This is a genomic window from Cupriavidus sp. GW822-FHT03E04 (genome assembly GCF_058801495.1).
Genome location: NZ_JBXANI010000003.1, coordinates 17,782 through 42,131 on the forward strand (window position 1 = coordinate 17,782; position 24,350 = coordinate 42,131).

Sequence of the window (24,350 nt, forward strand, 5' to 3'; positions counted from 1 at the left end):
AACTCAGCGTATCGCTTGCTGCAGGCGAGCTACGACGCCATCGTACTCATCCAGAATCCTGCGCCAAAGGAATTGGTCGACACAGCGCTGTCGTGCTGCGCTGATCATCGCTGTACGCTCTGCCGGAGCAGGTGGATTGTCCAGATGGGCAACCAGATCCGTCGCGCCCTTGAAGAATAGTCCGGACGTGTCGCCCCCGAGCACCCATCGGTTGAAAGGGTTGTCGTGTGCCACAAGCAATGCGCCGGCAGCCATGGCCTCGATCAAGGAGGGATTAGTTCCGCCGACCGAATGGCCATGAATATAAAGCTTGCTACGGCGCCTCAGTTCGTTAAGGACCTGCGTGTCATAAACGCCGCCGGCGAAATGCACATCCGGGTGCCTGGCGTGAAGCTGACGACCATATTCATTCACTTCAAAGTTACCCAGAACGACCATCGGGCTATCCTTCCTGCTTCTCTCGAATGCTTCGAGTGTCACATGGATCTGGTTTTCCGGTTCCGGGCGGGCGACGACCAGCGAGAAGCTCTGATCCGGATATTGAGTGAGCAGGGGATGGGAAAGACTGCTAGTGTCGCCCGGCTGCAGAGCGTCGTCGTCCACGCCATAAGCAATCATGGTCGAGTCTTTGCCGAGCTCGTCTTGCAGATAGCGTTGTATTTCGGGATGATCGGCAATCAGAATATCCGCCTGACGGGCCGCAGACCGTTCATTCATCCGCAGCCAGATACGCGCGATCCGGCCCCATTTCTCCCGACGCCATTCGATACCATCCATGTTGACAGCATGAGGGATACCGCGTTGCTTCAGATAGCGCTGGAATATGCCGGTTCCATAGCCAAAGATCAGTGCAATGGCGCCTGCTGGCACAGCCTTGAACGAGCGCCAGTCGTACTCAATGGTTCCGGCCGGGCCGCTGCTGAGCACTGGAATGAATCGACGTCTGACACCCATCCAGAGATCTTCTTCAACGTTATCCTTGTTAACGGTCGGGTCCTGGTTGCAGAATACGGTCACATCGTGGCCCTGGGCCACCAGATGAGGTGCGAGGACCTCAACCAGTCTTTCAAAACCCCCATAGCGGTTCGGAATACCGCGCACACCAATCAGATAAATAGTCACCTAAGTTCTCTTAGATACCGTCCCCTCAGGACGTCATTCATTATTCGAAGAAGACCCGCCAAGCCGCCAAGGCAAAAACGCGGAATGCCGGAAGGCCATGGAGATTTCAGAAGCACCCGGCGTGCTGCGAACTCCCCTTTGCGCATCTTCCATATTGCCCCCGATAATCCGCCACTGGTGCCCACGGCGCGGTAGACAATAGATAATTCCTGCTGAAGGAAGCAAATTCGTGTGTCGGGTTGGACGTAGCGCAGAAGGAAGCACCAGTCTTCGCAATGCCGGAGTCGTGCCAATCCGAGGCGCCGCTCCCGCCTGACAACCAGCGCTGGCGTCACCACAGGATTAAGGAGCGCTATCCACCAGCTAAATGGCATCCAGCTGCTTAGCGAGCCGACCCAAAAACGGGCCAGCTTACCATATTTAGGCATGCCCTGGACACCATGGAACAGCAGGTCGATGGGGGCGTTATCCAGCTGACCAAGCACCAGGTCGATCTTGTCCGGTGTGAAAGAGTCATCGGAATCCAGGAAAGCGATGTGGCTGAATCTGGCTCTTCTGATGCCCAGATTCCGGGCTGCCTGTGGTCCTCGATTACGTTCAAATCGATAGCAACGGATTGGAATGTTGTTGTCGTTGCTCGCAGGGATGAGCGTACGTAGATCCTCGGTGGAACCGTCATCGATCACGATGATCTCGACCCGGTCGGTCTGGCTCGAAATAACCGACTGACACGCCCGCAGCACCATCTCCAGGCGATTAAGTGTGGGAATTACCACAGACAATCCGATCGGTCGTGCAGAAGAATTGAATTGCATATTCAGCCGAAAAAAGGAAGCTCACGCATGTAATTCGAGCCGGCCGCCCAGGTAAGCAGAATGGCAATATTCATGGCACAGAGTGCAAGAAATTGCTTGCCGGGCTCGGCATAGGAGTCGAGCGATGGGCTGAGGCTGAGGAACAGGATTACCGGATACATGCCATAAATAAAGCGATACCCAAAATAGGGCAGGGCGAGGAACGGCATGCAAACGATTGCCAGCTTCAGCGCAATGACATAATGTCGGTACGACAAAATGCCGGAGATTGTCGTTTCATGTCGGCGGCACACCAATGGCGCCAGCAGCGCCGCGATGACGCACGCAAAGGAAAGAATGCGGATCCACAGTTCGCTGTTTTCGTGCGCGGCATACTTGTTGATTTCATACAGAAATCGCGAGACAAAAGGCAGGTCAACTGAGCTGTGCAGGGAGTAGATGGTGAGCAGGATCAGGCTCCCGATGAGAGTCAGGAATACTCTCCAGCTCTGTCGTGCCAGAATATATCCCAGCAACACCAAACCGACGCTTGTATGGAATGCCATGGCAAGCGCAGCGAATAATACGGTAAGCAGCAGGCTGACAGGCGCCAATGAAACGCCTATGACCATCAAGCCAACGGATAACCCCTGCCTCAGCGCATTTGTAGAAAGCTCAATGCCAATGAGGGACAGCAGGAAAGCCGAGATGTAGCACAACCGGACGCGCCATGGGGCGCGAAAAAGGAGGGCAGGTAAAACAATTAGGAAAATCCAGACCGCGGGCAACATGCTCGTATCGCATCTGCCGAACATGGTCAAATTCAGAAGTTCGGTTGCGATTTGGAAACTGGATTCGCGGTCAGCGATCAGCCCGCCTTTGCAGAAATCGGTGAAAATTTCGGCATATGCTACCGTGTCGACACCGAAATTAAGGCTACGAAAGCACATCATAAGAATAATGAACGCAGCCGCCGTGACGCCGCCTACCAGATGCGGAGAGGGCTGGCGGACGTTCAGCATCCGCAGGCCGAAGCCCGAAGACAGCCCTAGAACAGTCGCCACCAGCACGATGTCGGTCAGGAACATGCGATGGTGCGTCCAGGTTGCAGCTTGCTCACGACAAGCGAGATTTGTGGCAGCAGGCAACGACTCATATGCGTGCCTTCGTCAATTCCAGCTTCTTGCCCATTTTTTCGATGTGCTGGGAAGCTACCTGCAAGGCGTGTTCCGTGTCCACCACGTCGTGCAGGACAATCGTATTGTCAGGTTTCCATCGCTTCAACTGACGGCGGAAAATCGAACTGCCGATACGCGTCGCCTCGCGCGCTGTTGCGCCAGCGAATTCAACTGCCGTCGACAGAAAGCCGCTCCTGCGGGCATGCCGCAACAGGCATTTCATTACCATTTCCTTGTATTGCGGATCGCTTATCAGGCACCGCAGATACAGCATTGAAAAATCTGCTTTCCGGAGCCATTGGGGGTTGTCCTCGATGCCTTTTAGCAGTGAATATCCCCATACCGTGGGAACGCTATAGTATTCCGGGACACGTTCGTCCCAGATGAGATTCTTGAACGCACCAATATGCGCGTTGTCGCGCAGTCCGCCTACGTGGCGGCCTCGAGCGCTTTTTCCGGACGTGCTGCCGGCACATGCGCCAGGTACGACGATCGGAAAATCAACGCGATAGCTCTTCCGGCTCTCGATGGATATCAATGCGGCGCTGTAAATATCTGGACTGACTCCGCCAAATAGCGCGCCGTGCGTTTCGCCTATTCGCTCAACCAGCTGACGGGAGATCATCCCTGCATAAGCCCGGGGCATGCCTAGAACGCCTGACCCCAGGTTGCGCAGCGCGGCCGACAGTTCTGCCTTGGCGTCAAATGGCGTGATTTGCCCATCAAAGCTGCTAATTACTAGTGTGCTTCCCTCAGCCTTCCATCTTGTCGTGCTGGAAAAAGTTGGCCAGTAATACAGCATTGGGAAGGTGAAGCTGAAAGCGTCAACGTCGTTCGCGGCACCCCAGCGGGCGACCTCCGCGATCTGCGGAGAGACCAGATCATCATCCCCGATAAACGCTAGATACTCCCCGCTTGCGTGGCGCAGCGCGAAATTGAAGTTGTCAACCACGCTGAGCGGCTCGCCGGGCCGAAGGAGTTTCAGCCGCGGGATGTCCTGGCCGGCGAATTCAGGCGTGATTTTGTCTTCGCCACTGGTATCGCTGACGATAACCTCCAGCTCCTCCGATGCCGCCAGCACAGCGCGGATCGTCGAAACCGCGCACTCAGGGCGACCGTGAGTGGGAATAATGACTGATACCAGGGGCCGCATTACTTCTTCACCTCTTCGCGGACATATGGGAGCGTAAGCAGCAACTGCTTGATGCGCTCCACGTTCAATCGCTCAGTGTTGTGGGAGGTGTAGTCGTCAATGTCGTTGGCGTCGGGTTGCCCTTCCAGAATGAACTTGTCGTAGTTCAGGTCGCGGTTATCCGCAAGGATTCGGTAGTAGCGCCCCATATCTTCCGCCTTGGCCATTTCCTCGCGAGAGACCAGCGTTTCGTACAGCTTCTCGCCGTGCCGGGTGCCGATAATCTCAACGGCAGCATCACTATTGAGCATCTCCTTCAGTGCCTGTGCCAGATCTTCAATTGTGGAGGCGGGGGCCTTCTGCACGAAGATGTCGCCCTGCGTACCGTGCTGAAAGGCGTGCAGCACGAGGTCGACGGAGTCTTCCAGCGACATCAGGAACCGGGTCATCTTGGGATCGGTGACAGTCAGGGACTTACCGGCCTTTATCTTGTCGATAAAAAGCGGAATGACCGACCCGCGCGATGCCATCACGTTGCCATAGCGCGTGGCGCAAAGCACCGTGCCGCCTTCGCGGACAGTGCGCGACTTTGCCACCATGATCTTTTCAGCCATGGCCTTGGAGATACCCATTGCATTGATCGGGTACACCGCCTTGTCGGTGCTCAACACGACGACCCGCTTAACCTTGTTGGCAATGGCTGCATTCAGGACGTTCTCCGTCCCAAGGACGTTGGTAAGCGTAGCCTCCATCGGGTAAAACTCGCAGGAGGGTACCTGTTTCAGGGCCGCCGCATGAAACACGTAGTCGACGCCATCCATGGCGCGGGCAACACTCTCATAGTTGCGGACATCGCCAATGTGAAACTTGACCTTGCGGTTGTTGATGGCAATCCGCATGTCTTCCTGCTTCTTTTCGTCGCGGCTGAAGACAATGATCTCTTTCACCGAGGAATGCAGGAAACGATTCAGGACCGTATTGCCGAAGGAGCCGGTGCCGCCGGTGATCATCAAGACCTTGTTATCAAACATGATAAAACTCTCTTAAAAATGTTGAATCAAAAATTGGGCCAGGATCGCAATGACTGTGAGCGGCACCATAAGTTGCAATGTTAATACTGCCGAGTATTTTGCAATGGCACCGACTTTCTCCAGGTTGAGCGCCCTTATCCAGACAATAATAGTCGATGACGTGTGGTAGGCTGCATACACATAACATACGCTTTCAACACTCTGCTCATAGGCGGCCATCGCGGCCAGCGCCAATGTCACGGCACTCAGAGCCATCGAAGCGATTGCCTGGAACCGGAAGTCCTTTGCGTAGAGCAGCAATGTGTACGGGATATAGCCAAATGCGCCGACGACAAAGCCCGGTAAGAGTATCTTTACATAGTGGGATATTATCTCGCTGTCATGACTATGGCCAACCCACAGGCCGATCAGTGGGCCTCGCGCCAGCCAGAAGACAAGGCAAGGCAACGTTGTGATCAAGATTGTGCAGAGTACGAATCTCTGCATCGTGGCCCTGGGGAAATCCTTGCCTGAGATATTCTGACTCAGAACTCGAGGCTGAAAGTATTGGCTGATGGGACCGGCCAGCAGCGAGAGTGGAACCATGCATACGGTCGTCGCCAGGAAGTAGGGCGACACACTGTTGGCGGAGATCAGGCCGGAAACCAGGGGCTTGTCCAACTGGGTAACGGCAGCGCCAGCCGCGGAGAAGAGCGCCAGTGAGCGCCCCTTCTTGATCAGATCCCAGGCGTCACGGATTTTGGGGTGCTGCAGGATCGATTGTCCTGAAGAGCCGTTGATCCAGTATGCAAAACAGTGATATCGGGTAACCAGTGCCTGGCCAACTGCAAACACAAGCTGCGTGGCGATGAACGCCGTCATCGTGTTGGAAATGGCTGCCAGCACATAGGCGGTGGCGCATGCACGAGCCGCAACGCCCAGCACCTGTATTGTGCTCGCCGCCGAATACGCCCGGCGAGCTAGCATGGCCCCGTAATACATGTTCTGAAGTACCAGCACCCAGAACAGGGCAATAGTACCTAAGATCGTGCTCCACTCCACACTGCTGAAAGCACCCGCAGCCTTCAGGCATAGGGCAACCGGTAACAACAGAAGATAGAAGCCTGTCAGGCTCAACTCAGCGGTACGCACGAGCGAAAGCATGTCGGCTGCGGTCGCACGGGCAATCGCTACATCACGGCTGATCAAAGTCGACATCCCCAGATCTAGCATGATCAGGAGACCCTGGAGCGACAGGATTACGGCAACAATGCCAAATTGTTCCGGACCGAGTTGGTGTCGATAGAACGGAAGGAAAATGAACCCTACAAGTACTGCCGACACCTTGCCGGCATACAGCATCACCATGTCGAGTGCAGCGGCACGGAGTAATTTCATCAGTACCTTTTAGCTCCGGGCAGGATTCTGCAAATCACCTGCCACGCGCGCGCATACGTCGCCGATGGCATCAACGTCGGTCTGGCTCAGCCACCATCCGCAAGGAATACCGATGATATGGCTCTGCAAATATGCAGTATGCGTGAGCGGGCCCAGACGTTCCGCGTGGAAGCCGCTGTAGCTGTCATTTCGATGATGCAGGACGGAGGCGGAAATGCCTTGATTCTTCAACTGCTGAAGCAATGCGTCCCTGTTTTCGGCAAGCAACAGCATTACCCAGTAGGCCGGACGCGCGCCGCTCGCGGCTTTCGCCACGGTGATTCCCGTGGTATCCGCGAGTCGTGCCGTTAGTTTGTCCACATTGGCGCGAGCCTGATCGACCTTTTCCCCGGCGTTCTCGAGTTGAGCGTAACCGAGCGCGGCGTGGAGGTTACTCATTGAATAGGCCCAGCCGATTTCCGGGATATCCGCATCCGGGTTGATTTCACTCTGTGCGGTACGGAAGGTTGAGGCCTCGATGCCGAAACGCCGCAGCTGACGCGCCTTCGTAGCCATTTCCGCCGATTTACATACCAGGGCGCCGCCGTCGGCGCAGTTGATCTGGCGATTGGGGTAGAAGGAGTAGATCGAGAAATCAGCGTATCCGCCGACGTGCGCCCCGTCTTGCATGGCAAACATGGCGTTGTCGCAGTCTTCAATGAATGCAATGCCTCGTGCCTTGCACAACGCTGCCATTTCTCTGGCCGGACCAGGGTAGCCGGCGACGTGATACATGATCGCGGCCTTTGTTTTGGCGGTGATCTTTCGTGCAGCGTCCGCGACGTCCATCTCGACCGATTGAGGGCGTACGTCGACCCATACCGGTGTGGCCCCGCAATGCGCAATAGCGGAGTTGGTGGCCATGCAGGAAAACGCCGTGGTCAGGACTTCGTCCCCCGGGCGGACACCGGCGAGGTGCAAAGCAAGAAACATCGCACTTGTCATGTCATGCGTGGAAACCACATGAGACTGGCCGACAAGCTCGCCAATACCTTTTTCGAACTTCGCCACGTACTCGCCGCTGGCGATGCGACCAGAGCGGAGAATTTCCAGGGCTGCAGCCTCCATTTCGGGGGTGTGTACCACGCCGAACAATGGTATTTGCCTCATTTAATGTCTCCTCAGCCTTTCCGGATCACATCAAGAATTCGCTCGCGATCTTCATCGCTGACCCACCAGCCGCATGGGATATGCAGCAGCTTCTTGTAAAACGTGTCCAAGCCAGGCAATTCACGCCTGGACGTGGCGAAAATGCTATGCAGGCTGTTGGGGCGATGAAGTTTCGATGCAGCAATACCCGCCGCATTGAGCGCCTTTTCCAGGTTCGCGCTGTCGTCGCACAGAAGGGTGTATATCCAGTAGCTTGGCTCGGCATGCGCGTCGCATCGTGCAAAGTCCACGCCGCCGACCGATTCCAGTTGGGTGTCGTAAAACTTGCCGTTTTCGATATGCCGGTCCAGGATGCCAGAAATATTCCGGAGCTGAATCAGGCCGATCGTTGCGTTGACGTTATTCATGTTGTACTTGTAGCCAACGCTGGTGATATCGATCTCGGTACGCGGAACGCCCTTGAGCATGCCGAACCAGCGGAATTTCTTCGCCGCTTCCAGCTGCGATTGGTCAGCAACGGTCAGCAGACCGCCATCGACAGTCGTCATGTGCTTGATAGCCTGGAAGGAAAAGATCCCGTAGTGGCCGATCGTGCCAATAGGCTGGTTCTGGTAGCGTGCCCCCAAAGCATGGGCACAATCCTCGATAAGAGCGATTCCGTGCTCGTCGGCCAGACTTTTCAGTTCGGCAAGGCGAACAGGATACCCCGCGTAGTGCACGCAAAGGATTGCCTTGGTTCTGCTTGTGATGCTATTGCGTACAGATTCGGGGCACATATTGCCCGATGCCGGATCGACATCTGCCCAGACTACCTTTGCGCCGGTGTAGAGAATCGACGTATTGGTCGGCTCGGCGGTCATTGGCGTGGAAATCACCTCATCGCCGGGGCCAACGCCGGCCAGAGTCAGCGCCGCGTGAAGCGCGCCGGTTCCACTGCTCATTGCGAGTGAATCCCTCAATTGGAATTTCTCGTTGAACGCGGATTCAAATCTGTAAACGGATTCCCCCTCAGCAATCATGCCGCTGTATAAAACTTCCTCCAGCGCGGGCATGAGGGCCGATTTGGCGGGCATTGCTACTTTGACGATCGGGATCATATTGAATATTTCACTCAAATGCGATTAAGCAATGGTATATACGGCAGATCTGGAAGATCCTTGTCAGACATATTGCTGATCATTCGTTGGGAACTCGTCTGCAGTTCAGACGTGTAACCTCTGTTGATCAACTCTGCGTAGATCTCCGAGTTATCCGGAGCATTCAGATTCCACCGGGCAGGAAGAACTTTGTCGATGATCTGGAAAATGGCATCCCAATCGCCGGCCCACTCCGCCAGAGTGTGCCCCTGCGCTGTCGGGAGTACCGTGATGGAAGCAGCATCGCTGCTGAAAGCCATCACCCTGCTGGCGAACGCAGGAATGCCGCGAGCGGATCGGTCTTCCACCGTTATGCCAGTCAGGTCGTGGCAAAAAGCGCGGTCCTCTTCAGTCGCCACGTATTTCCAGACAGGCCCATACCTGTCATGGCTGTCCACGACGAAGCCGTGCCTGGCATACACGTTGGGTTTGTTCGTCCAGAGAATCAGCGAACGGTGGGACTTTTCTCTACCGACGTCTGCCGCAACGCGGAGGAGCTGGTGACTGAGTCCATTTCCCCGGAATGCTTCGTTGACGCAGACCAATCCGACAAGGCCGACTTTCACCGAATCGAGGAGCGTGACGTCTTTGATGATCAGTGCAGCGGCTGTTGCCTCCCCGTCGTGCCTGTCGTCCGGCCCGATCAGTATAGACGTCACCCCAGTCCGGTCGCCGATCCAGGGGTAATACGTTGGCAGGTCGACTCCGCGTCCTCTGGAACTGAAGAAGACTTCCCAAATCAGAGCCTGAGCGGCTGGTGGCACACCTTGATGTACCGAGTGCTGCAATGACGGTTTGCTCAATTTGCACCTCGCCCATCCAGTCTCGGCTGGGTAATATCCTGATCGACGGGCCGACAAAGCATCCCGGTGCCCGTGGACGAAATCTCTCCCTTCCTTACCCCATTGGAGTCGCCGTCTCCGATTTCGGCCCGCAAGGCCTCAATTTCCGACTTCAAAAGTTCGTATTCTTCCATCTTGCGTTTCAGGAACTGGCTGGTAAGGCCCGCCTTTTCCGCAATGCCGCGCGGCGTGAGAATGTATACATAGCCGAACTTGTTCTTGGATTGGCTGAAATTCTGCACCTTGATCCAGCCTTTTCCCACCAGGGCCTTCAGGCAGTAGTTCAGTCCCCCTACGCTTACGCCCAATTTTTCTGCAAGCTCGCGCTGGGTGAGGTCCGGATTTTCCTGCAAGATGCGCATGATCCGAAAATACGTGTCTTCTTGTATCTTGGCTTGGCGACTCGTCATGGAATGGACATAATGTTGGGTTGCGTGTGGGGCCAGTCGAAGGCAGGAAACCTGGCAGCACCCATGCAACCACGCTCTGAGGCAACTGACGATACGATCAAAAGTGCCTCAAAGTGTATGTTTGTTTGAAGTTGAACAATTTTACTTGGTGCCGGTTTCCCCGTCTATAGCTGCGCTGTTGCCGTGGTGTTTGCCGCACGTTTCGCGGGCTGCAGCGATCTACCTGTTAGTTTCTGAGCAGTTTCCAGGGGGCTCGGTACCCAGAATGGCAACCCATTGGTCGGTGATGTGTTCGATGGCAAATTGCCTTGCCTTCGTTCTTCCCTGACTGCCAAGCCGGGCGGCTACAGCCGGCTCATGAATCAGCTTCAAGAGTGCAGTTGAAAGTGCGGTATCGTCCTCAGGCGGCACCAGCAACGCATCCTCGCGGTGTTCCAACAATTCCCGCGGACCCTGTTCGCAGTCCGAGGAAACGATAGGCAACCCGAATGCCATGGCCTCGATCAACACCAGTCCGAAGCCCTCGTAGCGTGAGCTGAGACAGAAAATCGCGCCTTGCGCATACGCAACGGTCACGTCTGCGCACACGCCGGGTAGCGAAACACACTGTTCGAGACCAAGCTGCCGACGTAACGCTTCCAGCGGGCCGCGTTCCTCGCCTTCGCCGACGATCATCAGTTTCCAGTCCGGGGCCTGTCTTGCCACCTGGCCCCAGGCCTTCAGCAACACATCCAGGCCCTTGGCCCTGGTCAGGCGTCCCACCGCCAAGACGGTCCTGGTGTCCCGAGGCGCCGGGGATTCCGGGATCGGAAACGGCAAAGGGTTGGGAATGCTCACGACGTCGCCGCGAGGCCGCACGGCCTCTATCCACCGGCTGCGGTCACGCTTGGTTAGCACAACTATCTGCGTGCAGGTGCGTGCAGCCAGCAAGCGCGCGATTTTGCGGACGCGTCTCCCCAAATCCTCATCAAAATGGCAATGCTCCCACGCAATCCGCCTGACCTTCACGCCCAGCGTGGCCGGCAGCGTGAACAGCGTCAGCATCGTGTCGACCTCTACCAGCACGTTGATCCCATGCTCGCGCACAAATCGACGGATACCGAGGGCGGTAGAAAAGTACTCCCGCTTGAACGATGGCCGCTGCTCAAACAGGGCGTGGTGCTTCACACCCGCATGCAGCGGAAACACGGTTGCCCGATCCCACAGGCTCAGCACGAACACCCGATATCCGCGCTCGGCCAACGCATTGGCGACGACAGCAGTCATGCGTTCAGCGCCGGCGAATGCGTTCAGCGTGCCGGTCAGGAAACAGACAGTTGGATGCGCGTTCATGCGGTGACCACCTCCGGCACCGGACGGTGGCGCCACCAGAGCGCCATGCCGACGATGACCGCTACGCCGTTGCCCAGCGCATAGCCCGCGATGGCGCCCCAGACGCCAAAGCGCGGAATGGCAGCCAGGTCGAATGCCAGCGTGGCGGCGAACACGAGCGCCCATTTCATGGCCACCCAGCGAGGGCGGCGCAGGTAGACCGCCAGCAGCGTGAGAGCCACGTCGGCGAACACCAGGGTGGAGGCTACGGCTACCGCGCGCAGCAACGTCACGGTGGCGTCGAACGCGCTGCCATAGAGCAGGCGCACGATCCACGGTGCGCACGCGGCTATTGCCAGTCCGCCAACCAGTCCGAGCATGCCAATGCCAAGCGCGACGCGAGCGATGTTTGCGTGGGCATCGGCATAGGCTGTGCGTGCGTAGACGTAACTTGGTGCGATGCCAGCCACAAGGATGGTGGCCACCATCGTGAAGTTATCGAGGATCTGCATGCAGGCGGCGTAGGCGCCAAAGTCCGCCGCTGCCACCGAAGGCTGGAGCACGAGTTGGTCCACGCGGCGCGCGCCCATCATAAAAATGTGGCTTATCCAGAACAGCGAGGCCGCCGAGATCAGCTCAAGCGCCTGGGGTGCCTGCCAGCTGGCGCCGCGTTCGGCGGTGCGCCGGAAATACAGGCTTGCCAGCAGCACGGCCAGCACAATCGATTCCACCGCGAAAGCGGCGGCGTAGCCACTGACTTGGGTGATGCCCGTGGCAAACATCGCGCCGACCAGCGCTGCCTTGACGGCGAGTGCCGCAAGGCTGATCAGCGTGCCGGGACGGTTATTAGTGTGAGCCTGCATCCACGCCGTGACTACGCCGAACGGTTCACGTAGCAGAATCGCCACGCCAAGCCATAGCGCGGCGTGCCACACATCGCCGATTGGCGAAGTCACGCCCAGGTAGGCACACATCAGCAGATAGCCGATGACGCCGCCGGCCAGACGCAGCACGAAGGCATGGGCCAGGATCTGATGCTGGGCCTTCGCCGCTGGCGATGCCACAAGGCGCGGCACTACCACCTCGGCTCCGCAAAGCAGCGCAAACGACGCGGCGATCAGCACAATCGACTGCGCATACTGGAAATGAGCAAAGCCCTCCGGCCCCAACGCACGCGCGAGCATGGCCACCACGCCAATGCCGGTGCCGATCTGGAGGCCGCGCTCAGCCAGCATCCACAGCAGGTTCCCCGCCACGCGCCGGCGCATCAGGCGGCCCCAGGCTGCACTATGGCCGACGTGCCGGACAGGCTGGCATAGGTCCACAACCAGCGCTGTGCCACTGCGTCGATCGAGAATGTGGACAGCACCCGTTCACGGCGTCTAGCCTGTTGCGTTGGCGAGCAGCGTCCTTCCTCCAGGACGGCAACAATGGCGCGGCCGAGGGCATCGGCATCGCCGCGCGTGACGACGACGCCCTGATCGCGTAATACTTCCACCACGCCCGGTGCGTCGGTGGAGACGACGGGGCAGCCGCAGGCCAGGGCTTCCACCAGCACCATCGGCAGGCCCTCGATGTTCGACGACAACACGAATGCGTCGGCCGCGTTGAGCAGGGCAGGGACGTCGTCGCGCGGGCCCAGCAGCGTGATTCGCGATGCCAGGCCGAGCGATGTCACCTGATCCGCCAGCGGTTGCCTGAGCGCACCGCCGCCTGCGATCAGCAGGCGCGCCGGCACGCTGGCATCGATCCGGGCGAACGCGCGGATCAGCAAATCCTGCGCTTTTTCGGGCACCAGGCGCCCCACGTTGAGCACGAGTCGAGTATCGGCTTCGATACCCAGGCGCTCGCGCGTAGCCACGCGCAATGCCATGTCGGGCCGAAAACGGTCTACATCGATCCCGTTGGGCATCACAACGATTCGCTGCGCCGGCACTGCGCCTGCCGCGATCATGCGCGTGCGGCCATCGTTGCTGACGTGGGTGGTCAGGCTGGACCAGCCATCGGTCGCCCGGTATGCAAGCATGCGCAGCCGGCCGCCTTCGCGGAAGCTGTGCGCGGTACACACCAGCGGCGGACATCGGACAACACGGGTCAGCGCTCGTGCAAACAGATTGGCATGAACCATGTGGGCGTGGATCACGTCCGGTTGCCAGGACCGCACCAGCGCGCGTGCCTGGCAGAGTGAGCGCGCCATGCCCGCCGGGGTCTTGCGCATGTTGAGTTCAACCACGTGGGCGCCCGCCGGCAGGTCGATTTCTCGCCCGGGCGACAGGCTCAGGATGGCCACGTCATGTCCCATCCCCAGGAAGGCGCGTGCCAGCGCCACGACTTGGTGCTCGGCGCCGCCCATTTTCAACCCGGTGGTGACCAGCAGGATTCGCATCGGCGCGCTTTGCGCAACGGTGAGCAGCGGCATCAGCGTGCTCCGTCGCCGGTCAGCAGCGTGCGGATGGTCTTCACCCCGATCAGCAGGTCCAGCGCAAACGAACAATGCTTGACGTAGTACAGGTCATAGCTGAGCTTGGTCACGGTTTCTTCATGCGTGCCCACGTAGCCCTGCTGGACCTGGGCCCATCCGGACAGGCCGGGCCGCACCAGGTGCCGGTACGGGTAGTACGGAATCGTATGGGCGAATTCGTCGACCATCGGCACCTGCTCGGGACGCGGGCCGATCAGGCTCATGTCGCCTACCAGCACGTTCCACAACTGGGGGATTTCATCGAGCCGGTATTTGCGGATGACGCGGCCCACGCGGGTGACGCGTGGATCGCGGCGGGCGGCGAATTGCGCCGGTGCGCCGGCGTCGAACGCCATGCTGCGGAACTTGAACATGGTGAAGGGTTTGCCGAACAGTCCTACCCGCCCCTGGCGGAACAAAGCGGGGCCGGTGGATTCGAGGCGGATTGCGACTGCTACAACGACGCCCAGCGGCAGCGCGAGCGGCGCCATGCAGAGTACGGCGGCGAGGTCTATCAGGCGTTTGGCGAAGCTGTAGAAGTAGTGCGCGGCGTAGTCGTCGAGGAAGTTTTCGTCGATGTGCGCCAGCCCCACGCGCCCGGTCAGCATCTCGCCGATCCGCTCGACAGAATACATGCGTACGTGGCTGAGCTTGAACTGGGCGAGCACCCGGGTGCGCTCGGGGTCGGCGGTGGCATTGCGGTCCAGCATCAGGCCGTCGCAATGCACGGCTTCGTCGAGCGAGCTGATGGCCTGGAAGCGGGTGGGGCTGGCCGGCGCCGCGCCGGGCATGGCGAGGATCTGTTCCAGTTGCGCCAGCGTGGCGGCGTCGGTATAGCCGAACACGGGCACGTAGTTGCGCACGAAGCGCCGGTAGCCGAACCAGATCCAGCCTAGCGTGGTGACGTAACTGAGCAGCAGCGCGCCGCGCGAATACTCAAGGTGGAAGGCGGCAAAGACGAAGAGCAGCGCGGCAAAGGGCAAGGTGGTGGCCAACCCGACCAGGCTGTTGCCTTCCATGGCGGGCAGGTGCAGGGAGCGGTGCAGTAGCACGAAGGCGAACAGGTAGGGCAGCACCGACCACAGCAGGGTGCGGGTGAAAACGTAAGTCACCAGGGCGGCGTGATGGGCGAACTCGGCGAGCGCGATATTGAGGCCGAACAGCAGCAGGCCGAGCAGCGCCCAGGCCAGCATGCGGCTGGCGCGGCGGACGGTTTCCGAGCCCTGCGGGCGGGTCAGCTGGGCAGGGCGGCCGACACTGTGGGTCTTGTTCATTGTCCGCCTGCTCCGGTGCTGGCCGCCGCGCGGGCGGCGCTTGGCTTGCCCGCCAGCGCTTGCTGGTAGATTGTCCAGGTGGCGTCGGCCATCGGTGCCAGGCCAAATTCCCTTGCCCAGCGCGTCCGGGCATTGCGTCCCAGTGTCTCACGCAGCGTGGGGTCGTCGGCCAGCCGTGCCAGCGCGGCCGCCCAGGCGTGTTCGTCATCGCCGGCGACCAGCAGGCCGCTGGTGCCGCTGTCCAGTTGCTCGCGGATGCCCGGGAGGTCGCTGGCGACGACGGGCAGGCCGGCGCGCATGGCCTCCAGTACCGAAAGCGGGAAGCCTTCATGGTCGGATGCCAGCGCGAAGGCCTGGGCCGAAGCCAGCAAGGCGGGGACGTCGGTGACCGGGCCAGCAAACCTTACCCGGCCCGGTGCCACGCTATCGGCCAAGGACTGCAGGGTGGCCATCTGGGGGCCAACGCCTGCCAGTACCAGCTCGCAATCGGGCAGTGCGGCGCGGGCGAAGGCGCGAATCAGCAGGTCGGCGCGCTTCGGCGCGGCCAGGCGCGCCACCATGACAATGCGCCGCAGCGGCGCGCCGGGCGTCGCCCGCGCGCTGCTGTCGGCGATGCCGTTGCGGATCACGCTGACCCGCGCGGCGGGGATCGGCAGCGATGCGGCCAGCGCGCGTTCGCCCTGCGCCACGCAGATCAGGCGGGCAGCCAGCGGTGCCAGCAGCCATTCCATGCAGCGCGAGATGAGGCGCTGGCGAGCCGGGGCGGCGGCCTTGAAGGCAAAGCCATGCACCGTATAGACCACAGGGATGCCGAGCAGCCAGCCGGCCACCCGCCCTAGCGCGCCGGCCTTTGCGCTATGCGCATGGATCAGGTCAGGCGCGGTCTCCCGGAGGGCCTTGAGCAGCTCCCTGAGCGCGGCCAGCGCGCGCAGCGGCGAGAGGGCATTGTCGAGCAGGGCCAGGCGTATGGTGCGGGCGCCGGCGGCCCGGGCGGCGTCCAGCAGGGGCCCGTCGCCCCCGGCCAGCAGTACGGGCTCGATCCTGTCGCGCAGGGCGTGCAGCAGATCGGCGACGTGCGTCTGCGCCCCGCCGATCTCGGAGTTCGTGATCAGGAAGGCGATACGCGGGCGGTGGGAGGGCAGGGGCGAAGGCACTGGGCAAAAAGCGCGACGGCGGGGCAACAGGAACAGGCTACCAGGGCATTTCAGTATGGCCGATGAGCCAGGGGCCCGGACGGCGGCAAGGCTGTCCGGCAGGCCTGTCCCCCGATACTGGGCGGGCAGCTGTAGCACCCCGCTCAGGTGGGGATCGATCCACTTCCAGGCTGGCTTGCGGCGCCATTTTCCAGCAAAGCCGCTCGATTATAACTGGCGCGCCACTCGCAATCCGGCAAAATACGGTCTTTGACGCATTTGCCCGCCGACACGGCCCTGGCCGGAATACGTGGCTGGCAACGTCGACTGGTTCTACCGCCTACACACAGGATGACCCATGCAAGCAGATCCTTCCATTTTCAAGGCCTACGATATCCGTGGCATCGTCGACAAGACCCTGACGCGTGACGTGGCGCGTGCGATTGGCCTGTCCTTCGGTACGGCCGCCGCAGAGCAAGGCGAGCGCGCCGTGGTGGTCGGGCGCGACGGGCGCCTGTCGGGCCCGGACCTGCTGGGCGGACTGGTCGAGGGCCTGCGCGCCGCGGGCATGGACGTGATCGACCTCGGCATGGTGGCCACGCCCATGGTGTACTTCGGCACCAATGTCGAGCTGGCGGGGCGCCGCGCCACTTCCGGCATCATGGTGACCGGCAGCCACAATCCGCCCGACTACAACGGCTTCAAGATGGTGCTGGCCGGCAAGGCGATCTACGGCGAGCAGATCCAGTCGCTGCGCCAGCGCATCGACGCCGGCAAGTTCGCCAGCGGCGCGGGTGGCTACCAGCAGGTCGACATCCGCCAGCAGTACCTGGACCGCATCGTTGGCGACATCAAGCTGGCGCGCCCGATGAAGATCGCGCTGGATGCTGGCAATGGCGTGGCGGGTGCCTTCGTGGGCGACCTGTTCCGCGCGCTGGGCTGCGAGGTGACGGAGCTGTTTTGCGAGGTGGATGGCAATTTCCCCAACCACCATCCCGATCCGGCTCATGTGGAGAACCTGCAGGACCTGATGCAGTGCCTGCGCGACACGGATTGCGAGCTCGGCCTGGCTTTTGACGGCGACGGCGATCGTCTGGGCGTGGTGACCAAGGACGGCCAGGTGATCTTCCCCGATCGCCAGCTGATGCTGTTCGCCGAGGAGATCCTGTCGCGCAATCCCGGCCAGCAGATCATCTATGACGTGAAGTGCACCGGCAAGCTGGCCCCCTGGATCCGCGAGCACGGCGGCGAGCCGCTGATGTGGAAGACGGGCCATTCGCTGGTCAAGGCCAAGCTCAAGGAGACTGGCGCGCCCCTGGCCGGCGAGATGAGCGGCCACGTGTTCTTCAAGGATCGCTGGTACGGCTTCGACGACGGCCTGTACACCGGCGCGCGCCTGCTGGAGATCCTGTCCAAGCATGCCGACCCGAGCGCGGTGCTCAATGCCTTGCCTAACTCCAACTGCACGCCCGAACTGCAGCTCAAATGCGCGGAAGGCGAAGCCTTCACGCTGCTCGACAAGATCCGCGCCAATGCGAAGTTCGACGGCGCGCGTGAAGTCATCACCATCGATGGCGTGCGCGTGGAGTACCCCGACGGCTTTGGCCTGGCGCGTCCGTCCAACACCACGCCCGTGGTGGTGATGCGTTTCGAGGCCGACAACGATGCCGCGCTGGCGCGTATCCAGGCCGAATTCAAACGTGTGATCCTGGCGGAAAAGCCGGACGCGCAACTCCCGTTCTGAGCGGATGCCGTTGACTGAGCCCCTGACGGGAACAACGGGCAAATCCTTGACCCCGCATGCGCTGCCCGCGCGGCCGCGCATCCTGGTGGTCAAGGTCTCGTCGCTAGGCGACGTGGTGCATAACATGCCGCTGGTGCACGACCTGCGCGCGCGCTGGCCGGATTGCGAGATCGACTGGGTGGTCGAGGAGGGCTACGTCGATCTCGTGCGCTTGCTGCCCGAAGTGCGGCGGGTGATTCCGTTCGCGCTGCGGCGCTGGCGCAAGCGTTTCTACCAGGCTGCAACCTGGCAGGAGATCGGTGCGTTCAAGCGCGCCTTGCGAGAGGACGCCTACGACGCCGTGATCGAGACGCAGGGCCTGCTCAAGACTGCCGTCGTGGCACGCGTGGCCAACAGGCGCGAGGGCGCGCCCGTGATAGGGCTGGCCAATGCCACGCAAGGCTCCGGTTACGAGCCGGCCGCACGGCTGTTCTATACCGAACCAGTGACCGTACCCCGCCAGACGCATTCGGTGCGGCGTTCGCGCCTGCTGGGCGCGGCGCTGACTGGTGGCACACCGCCGGAACCGCCTCAATTCTTCGGCCCCGCCGCGCGCACGCTGCATGTCGACGATGCGCTATGGGCCGGCCTGCCAACGCGCTACGCAGTGTGCTTTCACGCTACTGCGGGCGCGAAGAAGAAATGGCCACTGGCGAGCTGGCACGACCTCGGCCGCCGGCTGGTGGACGAGGGCCTGGCCATGTTGCTGCCCTGGGGCAACGACGCGGAACGGCGCGCGGCGCAAGAGATCGCTGCCGGCGTGCCGCAGGCGCAGGTGCTGCCGCGCTTTACGGTCATGCAGGGGTTTGGCCTGATCAATCGCGCCGAGGTGGTGATTGGCGTCGATACGGGGTTGGTCCATATCGCCGCGGCGCTGTGCCGGCCCACGGTCGAGATCTACAGCGCGACGTGGCGCTGGAAGACGGAAGGCTACTGGTCGGACCGCATCGCCAATGTGGGCGACGATGGCATCGTGCCGTCCGTCGATGAAGTCTACGCAGCCGCCCGGCGCGTGCGTGGGCAGGGGAACTGATGCTGCGCGTTCTGTATAACCTGCTATGGCTGCTGGCGCTGCCGGTCGCGCTGCTGCGCCTGGTGTGGCGTGCCCGTAAGGAACCCGGCTACGTGCAGCACGTGGGTGAGCGCCTTGGCGCTTATGGCGGCCTGCCGTCGGCGGGCCCCTGGTTGTGGGTCCATGCGGTGTCGGTGGGCGAAACCCGGGCCGCCCAGCCGCTGATCGACGCGCTGCTGGCGCAATATCCGACCCATCGCCTCCTGCTCACACATATGACGCCCACCGGGCGGCAAACCGGCGCCCAGCTGTACGGCGCCGAGCCGCGCGTGCTGCAGTGCTATCTGCCGTACGACCTGTCGTGGCTGGTGCGACGCTTCCTGCGCCACTTCCGTCCGGATGCCGGCATGCTGATGGAAACCGAGGTATGGCCCAGCCTTGTGCGCGGTGCCCGCGTGGCCGGCGTGCCGTTGCTGCTGGTCAATGCCCGGCTGTCGCCACGCAGCTTCCGCCGCACCGCGCGCTTTGGCAGCGCCGCCACCGCGATGTATCGCGACTTCACCGCGGTGCTGGCGCAGACCCAGGGCGACGCTGAGCGCTTCCGCGCGCTCGGGCTGCCGTCGGTGCAGGTGACCGGCAACCTCAAATTCGATATGCAACTGCCTGAGGCAGGCCTGCGGCGCGGCCGCGTGCTGCGTCAGGGGTTTGGCTCGCGCGCCGTGTTCGCCGCCACCAGCACGCGTGACGGCGAGGAAGCGTTGCTGCTGGAAGCGTTCGCGCGTTGGCAGGCGCTTGGCGCCGATGTGCCGCGCCCGGCTTTGCTGCTGGTGCCGCGCCATCCGCAGCGCTTCGATGAAGTCGCGGCGCTGGTCACGCGTGCCGGCTTCACGCTGCAGCGCCGCGGCACGCTTGGCGACTCCGCTGCGTGGGAGCAGGCGGGGCTGCCAGAGCCGGTCACCGCGGACGTGCTGCTGGGGGACTCCATGGGCGAGATGGCGATGTACTTCGCTGCCTCGGATATCGCCTTTATCGGCGGCAGCCTGCTGCCGCTGGGCGGGCAGAACCTGATCGAGTCCTGCGCCGCTGGCACGCCCGTCCTGATCGGGCCGCATACCTTCAACTTCGCGCAGGCCACGGAAGATGCCATCGCTGCCGGCGCCTGCCAGCGCGTGGCGGATGCCGATGCGCTGATGCGCGCGGCGGCAACGATATTGGGCGATGCGCCGGGGCTCGAAGCCATGCGCGGTAATGCGCGCGAGTTCGCGGTGCTTCACCGGGGTGCCACGGCGCGCACGATGGCTGCGTTGGGGCAGGTGCTCGGCCACGCGAACTAGGCGGTTCTGTATGGCAGTGCCGCCACTTTCCGCATGCCGCATGCGGAAATTGTAGGCCGCCGCCCGATGTCCCTCGTCTCCTGACGGTTGTTAAACTATTCCGCACGAGGGCCAGACTCGCGGCCCCACCCGGGCCTGCGAGCTGCCGCCGAGCGGTGCGGGCCGATCAAGCCGCGCGCCCCCACCAGGAGCTTCCAGATGCAGAGAATATTCCGTCTTTCACCCGCCGCGTTCACCGCGCGTGCCGCCGCTGTTGTGCTGCTGGCTGCTGCCCTGGGTGCCTGTGCCACGTCGCCCGCACCGGATTCGCCGGGTGCCGGCACCAGCCTGAACCAGGCGCAGACCGGCGGCCCTAGCCGCTGGGAGCTGGTACGCTGGCAGCTGGCCGATGGCACGCTGAAGTCCATTCCGCATGGCGACAACGGCGAGCCGATCATCTTTGAATTCAATGGCGGAATCGATTCCGCGCAGGGCACGGTGAGCGGGTATAGCGGCTGCAATCGCTTCACCGGGGGCTATGGCAAGACGGCAACGGGCATGCGCTTCGATCGGCTGGCGGGAACCCGCATGGCTTGCGTGCCGCCGCGCGGCGAGCTGGAGGGCGCGCTGCTCAAGGCAATGCAGTCACCGTTCACCACCGTGGGCACGCAGCCGTCGGCCGGGTCAACGGGGCGCCAGATCATCTGGAAGACCGTTGACGGGGACCTGCTGCAGTTCGTCGAGCGCGAGGGCGTGGGCCGGCGCGGCGCAAAGATGGATGCACAGGCGGCCGCCGGCGGCGTGGAGAAGACGGTGTACGTGGATTCGCAGCGGGTGGAGTGCTCAGGCGTGGGCCGGCAGACCTGCTACCGCGTGCGTGAGAACCCGGGCGCGCCCTGGACGCTTTGGTATGGGCCGATCGAGGGGCTGGATTTCGAGCCGGGCGTGGCGTACACCTTGCGGGTGCGCGAGACGCGGGTTGAGAACCCGCCGATGGATGCGTCCGCGATTCGCTGGCAGTTGTTGAACGTGGAGTCTCGCACCCGGGCGAACTGAGCAACGCTGCGCCAGCAAGCAAAACGCCGCGGTTCACAGCCGCGGCGTTTTTGTTTTGAGCGGATGCCGATTGCTGCCAGGCTTGCGGCATTCACACTCAGCTGCGTGGCGCGGGCGCTCCGGCAATCGCCTCCTTGCGCGTGGCAGGGCGCTTTGCCGGTGGCGTGCCTGCCGGCAATGCCGTGCCAAGCTTGACCTTCTCCGGCAGCTTGTACATCGAGCCCGGGGTTGAGGTCAGCAGGGTGTTGATCTGCACCACGTCGTCCTCGGTCAGCGCTCCGGTGGCGGCCTTCAGGCGCAGCCCGTTCATGATGGTGTCGTAGCGCGCCTTGGCCAGGTCGCGGCGGGTGGAGAACAACTGCGCTTCGGCGTTCAGCACGTCGATGTTGATGCGCACGCCGACTTCGTAGCCGAGCTGGTTGGATTCCACGGCGCTCTGCGCGGAATGCTCGGCGGCTTCCAGGGCCTTGACCTGGGCGAGTCCGTTGGACACGCCCGAGTAGGTTTGGCGCGCGCTCTGGGCGGCGGTGCGGCGGGCAAACTCGAGGTCACTGGCGGCCTTGTCGGCCAGCGCGGCGGTTTCACGCACGCGCGACTGGATCTGGCCACCGGTGTAGATCGGCACACTCAGCTGCACGCCGATCTGGGCGCTGTTGTAGCGGCTGGAGATATTGACCTGTTGCGCGGCGTTGCCGGTGGAGTTGACAAAGCCGTACGACGCGACCAGGTCGACCGAGGGCAAGTGGCCGGAACGTGCCTTGTTGTACTCGCGCTGGGCTGAGTCGAGGTTGTAGCGTGCCAGGCCCACCTGGGGGTTGGTGTTCTCGGCCTGGCTGGCCCAGGTGTTTACATCGGGCGGCTGCGGACCGGGCAGCGTCGCGGCGGTGCGCAATCCGAGCAGTTCGTCGACCGGCTTGCTGGTGATCTGCTGCAGGTTGGCGCGTCGGATTTCGAGGTCGCTCTGCGCTGCGATCTCGGTCGAGGTGGCGAGGTCGTAGCGGGCCTGCGCGTCATTGGCGTCGGTGATGGTGGCGGTGCCGACCTCGAAGTTGCGCTTGGCCTGCGCCAGTTGCTCGCCGATGGCTTTCTTCTGCGCGCCGGCCAGGTAGAGGTTGTCCTGCGCGGCCAGCACGTCGAAGTAGGCCTGCGAGGTGCGGGTGATCAGGTCGAGCTGCGCCTGGCTGAAGGTCACCTCGCCAGCCAGCGCGGCCAGTTCGCCCTGCTTGTAGGTTTCCCAGCGATCCCAGCGAAACAGCGGCTGGATCAGTTGCAGCGACCAGTTATTGTTGTTGATAAAGCGGTCCGACACCAAGGGCACGGTCTGATCCACATTGGTGCGCGTGGCGTTTAGCGTGCCGCTGACCTGCGGCAGCAAGCCGGAGCGTCCCTGGGGCAGCTTTTCCTGGCTGGCCATCAGCTGCGCGCGCGCGCTGGCGAACTGCGCGTCGTTGGCCTGTGCGTCGCGGTAGACCTGGAGCAAGTCGGCGCCATGCGCGGCCGGCAGATGCAGCAGCGCAAGCAGGGAACCCGTCAGTGCCAGGCGCGTCTTGGGCACGCCCCGCGCAGGGAAAAGCGCAAACCTCATGACATCTCCAGTCTGCCGGGCATCGGGCGCGCGGCTAACGTTTCTAACGATCAGCGTTCAAGGGAGTTGGCGCCGCAGGAGGCCGGCGCCCTGGGGGTGATGCTTGCCGTGCTCTTGCTGTGCTCAGTACTTCGGCATGGCCGGGTCGACCTGCTCGGCCCAGGCGTGCACGCCGCCGGTCAGGTTGTAGACCTTGGCAAAGCCTTGCCGCTCGAGGAAGCTTGCCACCTGCATGCTGCGCGCGCCGTGATGGCAGATGCAGACGATATCTGCGTCTTCGTCAAGCTCGCCGGCACGTGCCGGGATCTGGCCCATCGGGATATGCGTGATGCCGGGCATGGCGCAGGTCTGCACCTCCCAGCCTTCGCGTACGTCGAGCAGCACCGGCTGCGGCCGGCTGGCATCCGCCAGCCATTGCACCAGTTCGGGCGCGTTGATTACCTGCATGTCTTGTTTCCCGCTCAGAAATGGAAGCGCGACGGCTGCTCTGCGCCCAACAGCGGCGTGATGGCGGTCTCGAACAGGTTGACAGTCTTGTACTCGTTCTCGCTGACGCGCGTAATGATCTGCGCTTCCATGGCCGGCAGCGCGCCGACGAAGGCGGCAATGCGCCCGCCGACCTTGACTTGCGACAGGATGGACGCGGGCACCGAGGGCAACGCGCCGGAAATGCAGATCACGTCGTAGGGGGCGCTCGCGGCCCAGCCGGTGGCGGCATTGCCTTGGGCCACGTCGACATTGGTCACGCCGGCATCGGCCAGGTTCTTGCGGGCCAGCTCGGCCAGTTCCGGCAAGATGTCCACGGTCAGCACGTGGCGCGCACGGTGGGCGAGCAGGGCAGCCATGTAGCCAGAGCCGGCGCCGATTTCCAGCACTTGTTCATGCTTGCGCACGGCCAGGTCCTGCAGGATGCGGGCTTCCACGCGCGGGGCCAGCATGTTCTGGCCGCCCGGCAGCGGGATTTCCATGTCGACGAAGGCCAGCGCGGCATAAGCCTGCGGCACGAACTGTTCCCGCTTGACTACCGCCAGCAGGTCCAGGATTTCCTGATCCAGCACATCCCAGGGGCGGATTTGCTGTTCGATCATATTGAATCGGGCTTTCTCGAGGTCCATCTTGCCATTCCTTCCAATGCCAACCGCTAATCAGTTCAGAGTTCCGGCCGCGCGGTGCGAGGGGCCGGGGAAATCCGTCAAACCTGACATTTTAACCCCGCGCCAAGACACTTGCCCAAGCGCGTCGCCCAAGTTG

At 62.0% G+C, this 24,350-nt stretch carries 22 protein-coding genes; 4 read left to right on the forward strand and 18 right to left on the reverse strand.

Features of this window, described 5'->3' with window-relative positions; genetic code table 11:
* Positions 1 to 3: 3 nt before the first annotated feature.
* The 15 genes from AC1RQC_RS04110 to AC1RQC_RS04180 all read right to left on the reverse strand — a co-directional run bounded on the left by AC1RQC_RS04110 (position 4) and on the right by AC1RQC_RS04180 (position 16,371).
* A complete protein-coding gene (locus tag AC1RQC_RS04110; protein WP_492882510.1) occupies positions 4 to 1,122 on the reverse strand; it encodes a DUF1972 domain-containing protein in 1,119 nt (372 codons plus the stop codon).
* Complete coding sequence (locus AC1RQC_RS04115; protein ID WP_492882511.1) at positions 1,119 to 1,937, reverse strand: glycosyltransferase family 2 protein; 819 nt, start codon at positions 1,935 to 1,937, stop codon at positions 1,119 to 1,121. Before AC1RQC_RS04115 ends, AC1RQC_RS04110 begins: the two co-directional genes overlap by 4 nt.
* 2 nt (positions 1,938 to 1,939) lie before the next feature.
* Positions 1,940 to 3,004: an EpsG family protein gene (locus AC1RQC_RS04120; protein WP_492882512.1), complete on the reverse strand. Its 1,065-nt coding sequence runs from the start codon at positions 3,002 to 3,004 to the stop codon at positions 1,940 to 1,942.
* Between the two features lie 64 nt (positions 3,005 to 3,068).
* Positions 3,069 to 4,247, reverse strand: a complete 1,179-nt coding sequence (locus AC1RQC_RS04125; protein WP_492882513.1) for a glycosyltransferase family 2 protein — start codon at positions 4,245 to 4,247, stop codon at positions 3,069 to 3,071.
* The gene (locus AC1RQC_RS04130; RefSeq protein WP_492882514.1) at positions 4,247 to 5,257 is read right to left on the reverse strand and encodes a polysaccharide biosynthesis protein; all 1,011 of its coding nucleotides are present in this window, start codon (positions 5,255 to 5,257) and stop codon (positions 4,247 to 4,249) included. Before AC1RQC_RS04130 ends, AC1RQC_RS04125 begins: the two co-directional genes overlap by 1 nt.
* A 12-nt stretch (positions 5,258 to 5,269) precedes the next feature.
* Positions 5,270 to 6,634, reverse strand: coding sequence for a lipopolysaccharide biosynthesis protein (locus tag AC1RQC_RS04135; RefSeq protein ID WP_492882515.1), 1,365 nt, complete (start codon positions 6,632 to 6,634; stop codon positions 5,270 to 5,272).
* Between the two features lie 9 nt (positions 6,635 to 6,643).
* A complete protein-coding gene (locus AC1RQC_RS04140; RefSeq protein ID WP_492882516.1) occupies positions 6,644 to 7,783 on the reverse strand; it encodes a DegT/DnrJ/EryC1/StrS family aminotransferase in 1,140 nt (379 codons plus the stop codon).
* A gap of 11 nt (positions 7,784 to 7,794) precedes the next feature.
* A complete protein-coding gene (locus tag AC1RQC_RS04145; RefSeq protein ID WP_492882517.1) occupies positions 7,795 to 8,880 on the reverse strand; it encodes a DegT/DnrJ/EryC1/StrS family aminotransferase in 1,086 nt (361 codons plus the stop codon).
* A gap of 14 nt (positions 8,881 to 8,894) precedes the next feature.
* On the reverse strand, positions 8,895 to 9,722 hold the full coding sequence (locus AC1RQC_RS04150; protein WP_492882518.1) for a GNAT family N-acetyltransferase: 828 nt from the start codon (positions 9,720 to 9,722) through the stop codon (positions 8,895 to 8,897).
* Entirely contained in the window at positions 9,719 to 10,171 is a 453-nt protein-coding gene (locus tag AC1RQC_RS04155; protein ID WP_492882519.1) for a MarR family EPS-associated transcriptional regulator, read from the reverse strand. The genes AC1RQC_RS04150 and AC1RQC_RS04155 overlap by 4 nt, the downstream gene beginning before the upstream one ends.
* A 219-nt stretch (positions 10,172 to 10,390) precedes the next feature.
* On the reverse strand, positions 10,391 to 11,503 hold the full coding sequence (locus AC1RQC_RS04160; RefSeq protein WP_492882520.1) for a glycosyltransferase family 4 protein: 1,113 nt from the start codon (positions 11,501 to 11,503) through the stop codon (positions 10,391 to 10,393).
* Positions 11,500 to 12,750, reverse strand: a complete 1,251-nt coding sequence (locus tag AC1RQC_RS04165) for a lipopolysaccharide biosynthesis protein (protein WP_492882521.1) — start codon at positions 12,748 to 12,750, stop codon at positions 11,500 to 11,502. The genes AC1RQC_RS04160 and AC1RQC_RS04165 overlap by 4 nt, the downstream gene beginning before the upstream one ends.
* On the reverse strand, positions 12,750 to 13,901 hold the full coding sequence (locus AC1RQC_RS04170) for a glycosyltransferase (protein WP_492882522.1): 1,152 nt from the start codon (positions 13,899 to 13,901) through the stop codon (positions 12,750 to 12,752). Before AC1RQC_RS04170 ends, AC1RQC_RS04165 begins: the two co-directional genes overlap by 1 nt.
* On the reverse strand, positions 13,901 to 15,217 hold the full coding sequence (locus AC1RQC_RS04175; RefSeq protein WP_492882523.1) for a sugar transferase: 1,317 nt from the start codon (positions 15,215 to 15,217) through the stop codon (positions 13,901 to 13,903). Before AC1RQC_RS04175 ends, AC1RQC_RS04170 begins: the two co-directional genes overlap by 1 nt.
* The gene (locus AC1RQC_RS04180; RefSeq protein WP_492827754.1) at positions 15,214 to 16,371 is read right to left on the reverse strand and encodes a glycosyltransferase family 4 protein; all 1,158 of its coding nucleotides are present in this window, start codon (positions 16,369 to 16,371) and stop codon (positions 15,214 to 15,216) included. The genes AC1RQC_RS04175 and AC1RQC_RS04180 overlap by 4 nt, the downstream gene beginning before the upstream one ends.
* 337 nt (positions 16,372 to 16,708) lie before the next feature.
* On the opposite strand from AC1RQC_RS04180, the gene AC1RQC_RS04185 reads away from it, so the two are divergent.
* The 4 genes from AC1RQC_RS04185 (at position 16,709) to AC1RQC_RS04200 (ending at position 21,514) form a co-directional block, all read left to right on the forward strand.
* Positions 16,709 to 18,094 carry a phosphomannomutase/phosphoglucomutase gene (locus tag AC1RQC_RS04185; protein ID WP_492373284.1) on the forward strand — a complete coding sequence of 462 codons (1,386 nt, stop codon included), beginning with the start codon at positions 16,709 to 16,711 and terminating at the stop codon, positions 18,092 to 18,094.
* Between the two features lie 4 nt (positions 18,095 to 18,098).
* Positions 18,099 to 19,166 carry a lipopolysaccharide heptosyltransferase I gene (gene waaC, locus AC1RQC_RS04190; protein ID WP_492882524.1) on the forward strand — a complete coding sequence of 356 codons (1,068 nt, stop codon included), beginning with the start codon at positions 18,099 to 18,101 and terminating at the stop codon, positions 19,164 to 19,166.
* Positions 19,166 to 20,479: a lipid IV(A) 3-deoxy-D-manno-octulosonic acid transferase gene (gene waaA, locus AC1RQC_RS04195; RefSeq protein WP_492882525.1), complete on the forward strand. Its 1,314-nt coding sequence runs from the start codon at positions 19,166 to 19,168 to the stop codon at positions 20,477 to 20,479. Before waaC ends, waaA begins: the two co-directional genes overlap by 1 nt.
* Positions 20,480 to 20,677: 198 nt before the next feature.
* Positions 20,678 to 21,514 carry a DUF4377 domain-containing protein gene (locus AC1RQC_RS04200; protein WP_492882526.1) on the forward strand — a complete coding sequence of 279 codons (837 nt, stop codon included), beginning with the start codon at positions 20,678 to 20,680 and terminating at the stop codon, positions 21,512 to 21,514.
* A 97-nt stretch (positions 21,515 to 21,611) separates the two neighbouring features.
* Here the strand turns inward: AC1RQC_RS04200 and AC1RQC_RS04205 are convergent, their stop codons facing one another.
* The 3 genes from AC1RQC_RS04205 to AC1RQC_RS04215 all read right to left on the reverse strand — a co-directional run bounded on the left by AC1RQC_RS04205 (position 21,612) and on the right by AC1RQC_RS04215 (position 24,214).
* Complete coding sequence (locus tag AC1RQC_RS04205; protein ID WP_492373288.1) at positions 21,612 to 23,099, reverse strand: TolC family outer membrane protein; 1,488 nt, start codon at positions 23,097 to 23,099, stop codon at positions 21,612 to 21,614.
* Between the two features lie 123 nt (positions 23,100 to 23,222).
* Positions 23,223 to 23,546 (reverse strand): rhodanese-like domain-containing protein, encoded by a 324-nt coding sequence (locus AC1RQC_RS04210; RefSeq protein ID WP_043348625.1) that lies wholly within the window; start codon positions 23,544 to 23,546, stop codon positions 23,223 to 23,225.
* 14 nt (positions 23,547 to 23,560) lie between these two features.
* A complete protein-coding gene (locus tag AC1RQC_RS04215) occupies positions 23,561 to 24,214 on the reverse strand; it encodes a protein-L-isoaspartate O-methyltransferase family protein (protein WP_492373289.1) in 654 nt (217 codons plus the stop codon).
* Positions 24,215 to 24,350: the final 136 nt, after the last annotated feature.

Bases quoted from the DNA above. Each gene is read 5' to 3' on its own strand.
- AC1RQC_RS04115 (WP_492882511.1), bottom strand. From the start codon at position 1,937: ATGCAATTCAATTCTTCTGCACGACCGATCGGATTGTCTGTGGTAATT.
- AC1RQC_RS04120 (WP_492882512.1), bottom strand. From the start codon at position 3,004: ATGTTCCTGACCGACATCGTGCTGGTGGCGACTGTTCTAGGGCTGTCT.
- AC1RQC_RS04125 (WP_492882513.1), bottom strand. From the start codon at position 4,247: ATGCGGCCCCTGGTATCAGTCATTATTCCCACTCACGGTCGCCCTGAG.
- AC1RQC_RS04130 (WP_492882514.1), bottom strand. From the start codon at position 5,257: ATGTTTGATAACAAGGTCTTGATGATCACCGGCGGCACCGGCTCCTTC.
- AC1RQC_RS04135 (WP_492882515.1), bottom strand. From the start codon at position 6,634: ATGAAATTACTCCGTGCCGCTGCACTCGACATGGTGATGCTGTATGCC.
- AC1RQC_RS04140 (WP_492882516.1), bottom strand. From the start codon at position 7,783: ATGAGGCAAATACCATTGTTCGGCGTGGTACACACCCCCGAAATGGAG.
- AC1RQC_RS04145 (WP_492882517.1), bottom strand. From the start codon at position 8,880: ATGATCCCGATCGTCAAAGTAGCAATGCCCGCCAAATCGGCCCTCATG.
- AC1RQC_RS04155 (WP_492882519.1), bottom strand. From the start codon at position 10,171: ATGACGAGTCGCCAAGCCAAGATACAAGAAGACACGTATTTTCGGATC.
- AC1RQC_RS04160 (WP_492882520.1), bottom strand. From the start codon at position 11,503: ATGAACGCGCATCCAACTGTCTGTTTCCTGACCGGCACGCTGAACGCA.
- AC1RQC_RS04165 (WP_492882521.1), bottom strand. From the start codon at position 12,750: ATGCGCCGGCGCGTGGCGGGGAACCTGCTGTGGATGCTGGCTGAGCGC.
- AC1RQC_RS04170 (WP_492882522.1), bottom strand. From the start codon at position 13,901: ATGCCGCTGCTCACCGTTGCGCAAAGCGCGCCGATGCGAATCCTGCTG.
- AC1RQC_RS04175 (WP_492882523.1), bottom strand. From the start codon at position 15,217: ATGAACAAGACCCACAGTGTCGGCCGCCCTGCCCAGCTGACCCGCCCG.
- AC1RQC_RS04185 (WP_492373284.1), top strand. From the start codon at position 16,709: ATGCAAGCAGATCCTTCCATTTTCAAGGCCTACGATATCCGTGGCATC.
- waaC (WP_492882524.1), top strand. From the start codon at position 18,099: ATGCCGTTGACTGAGCCCCTGACGGGAACAACGGGCAAATCCTTGACC.
- waaA (WP_492882525.1), top strand. From the start codon at position 19,166: ATGCTGCGCGTTCTGTATAACCTGCTATGGCTGCTGGCGCTGCCGGTC.
- AC1RQC_RS04200 (WP_492882526.1), top strand. From the start codon at position 20,678: ATGCAGAGAATATTCCGTCTTTCACCCGCCGCGTTCACCGCGCGTGCC.
- AC1RQC_RS04205 (WP_492373288.1), bottom strand. From the start codon at position 23,099: ATGAGGTTTGCGCTTTTCCCTGCGCGGGGCGTGCCCAAGACGCGCCTG.
- AC1RQC_RS04210 (WP_043348625.1), bottom strand. From the start codon at position 23,546: ATGCAGGTAATCAACGCGCCCGAACTGGTGCAATGGCTGGCGGATGCC.
- AC1RQC_RS04215 (WP_492373289.1), bottom strand. From the start codon at position 24,214: ATGGACCTCGAGAAAGCCCGATTCAATATGATCGAACAGCAAATCCGC.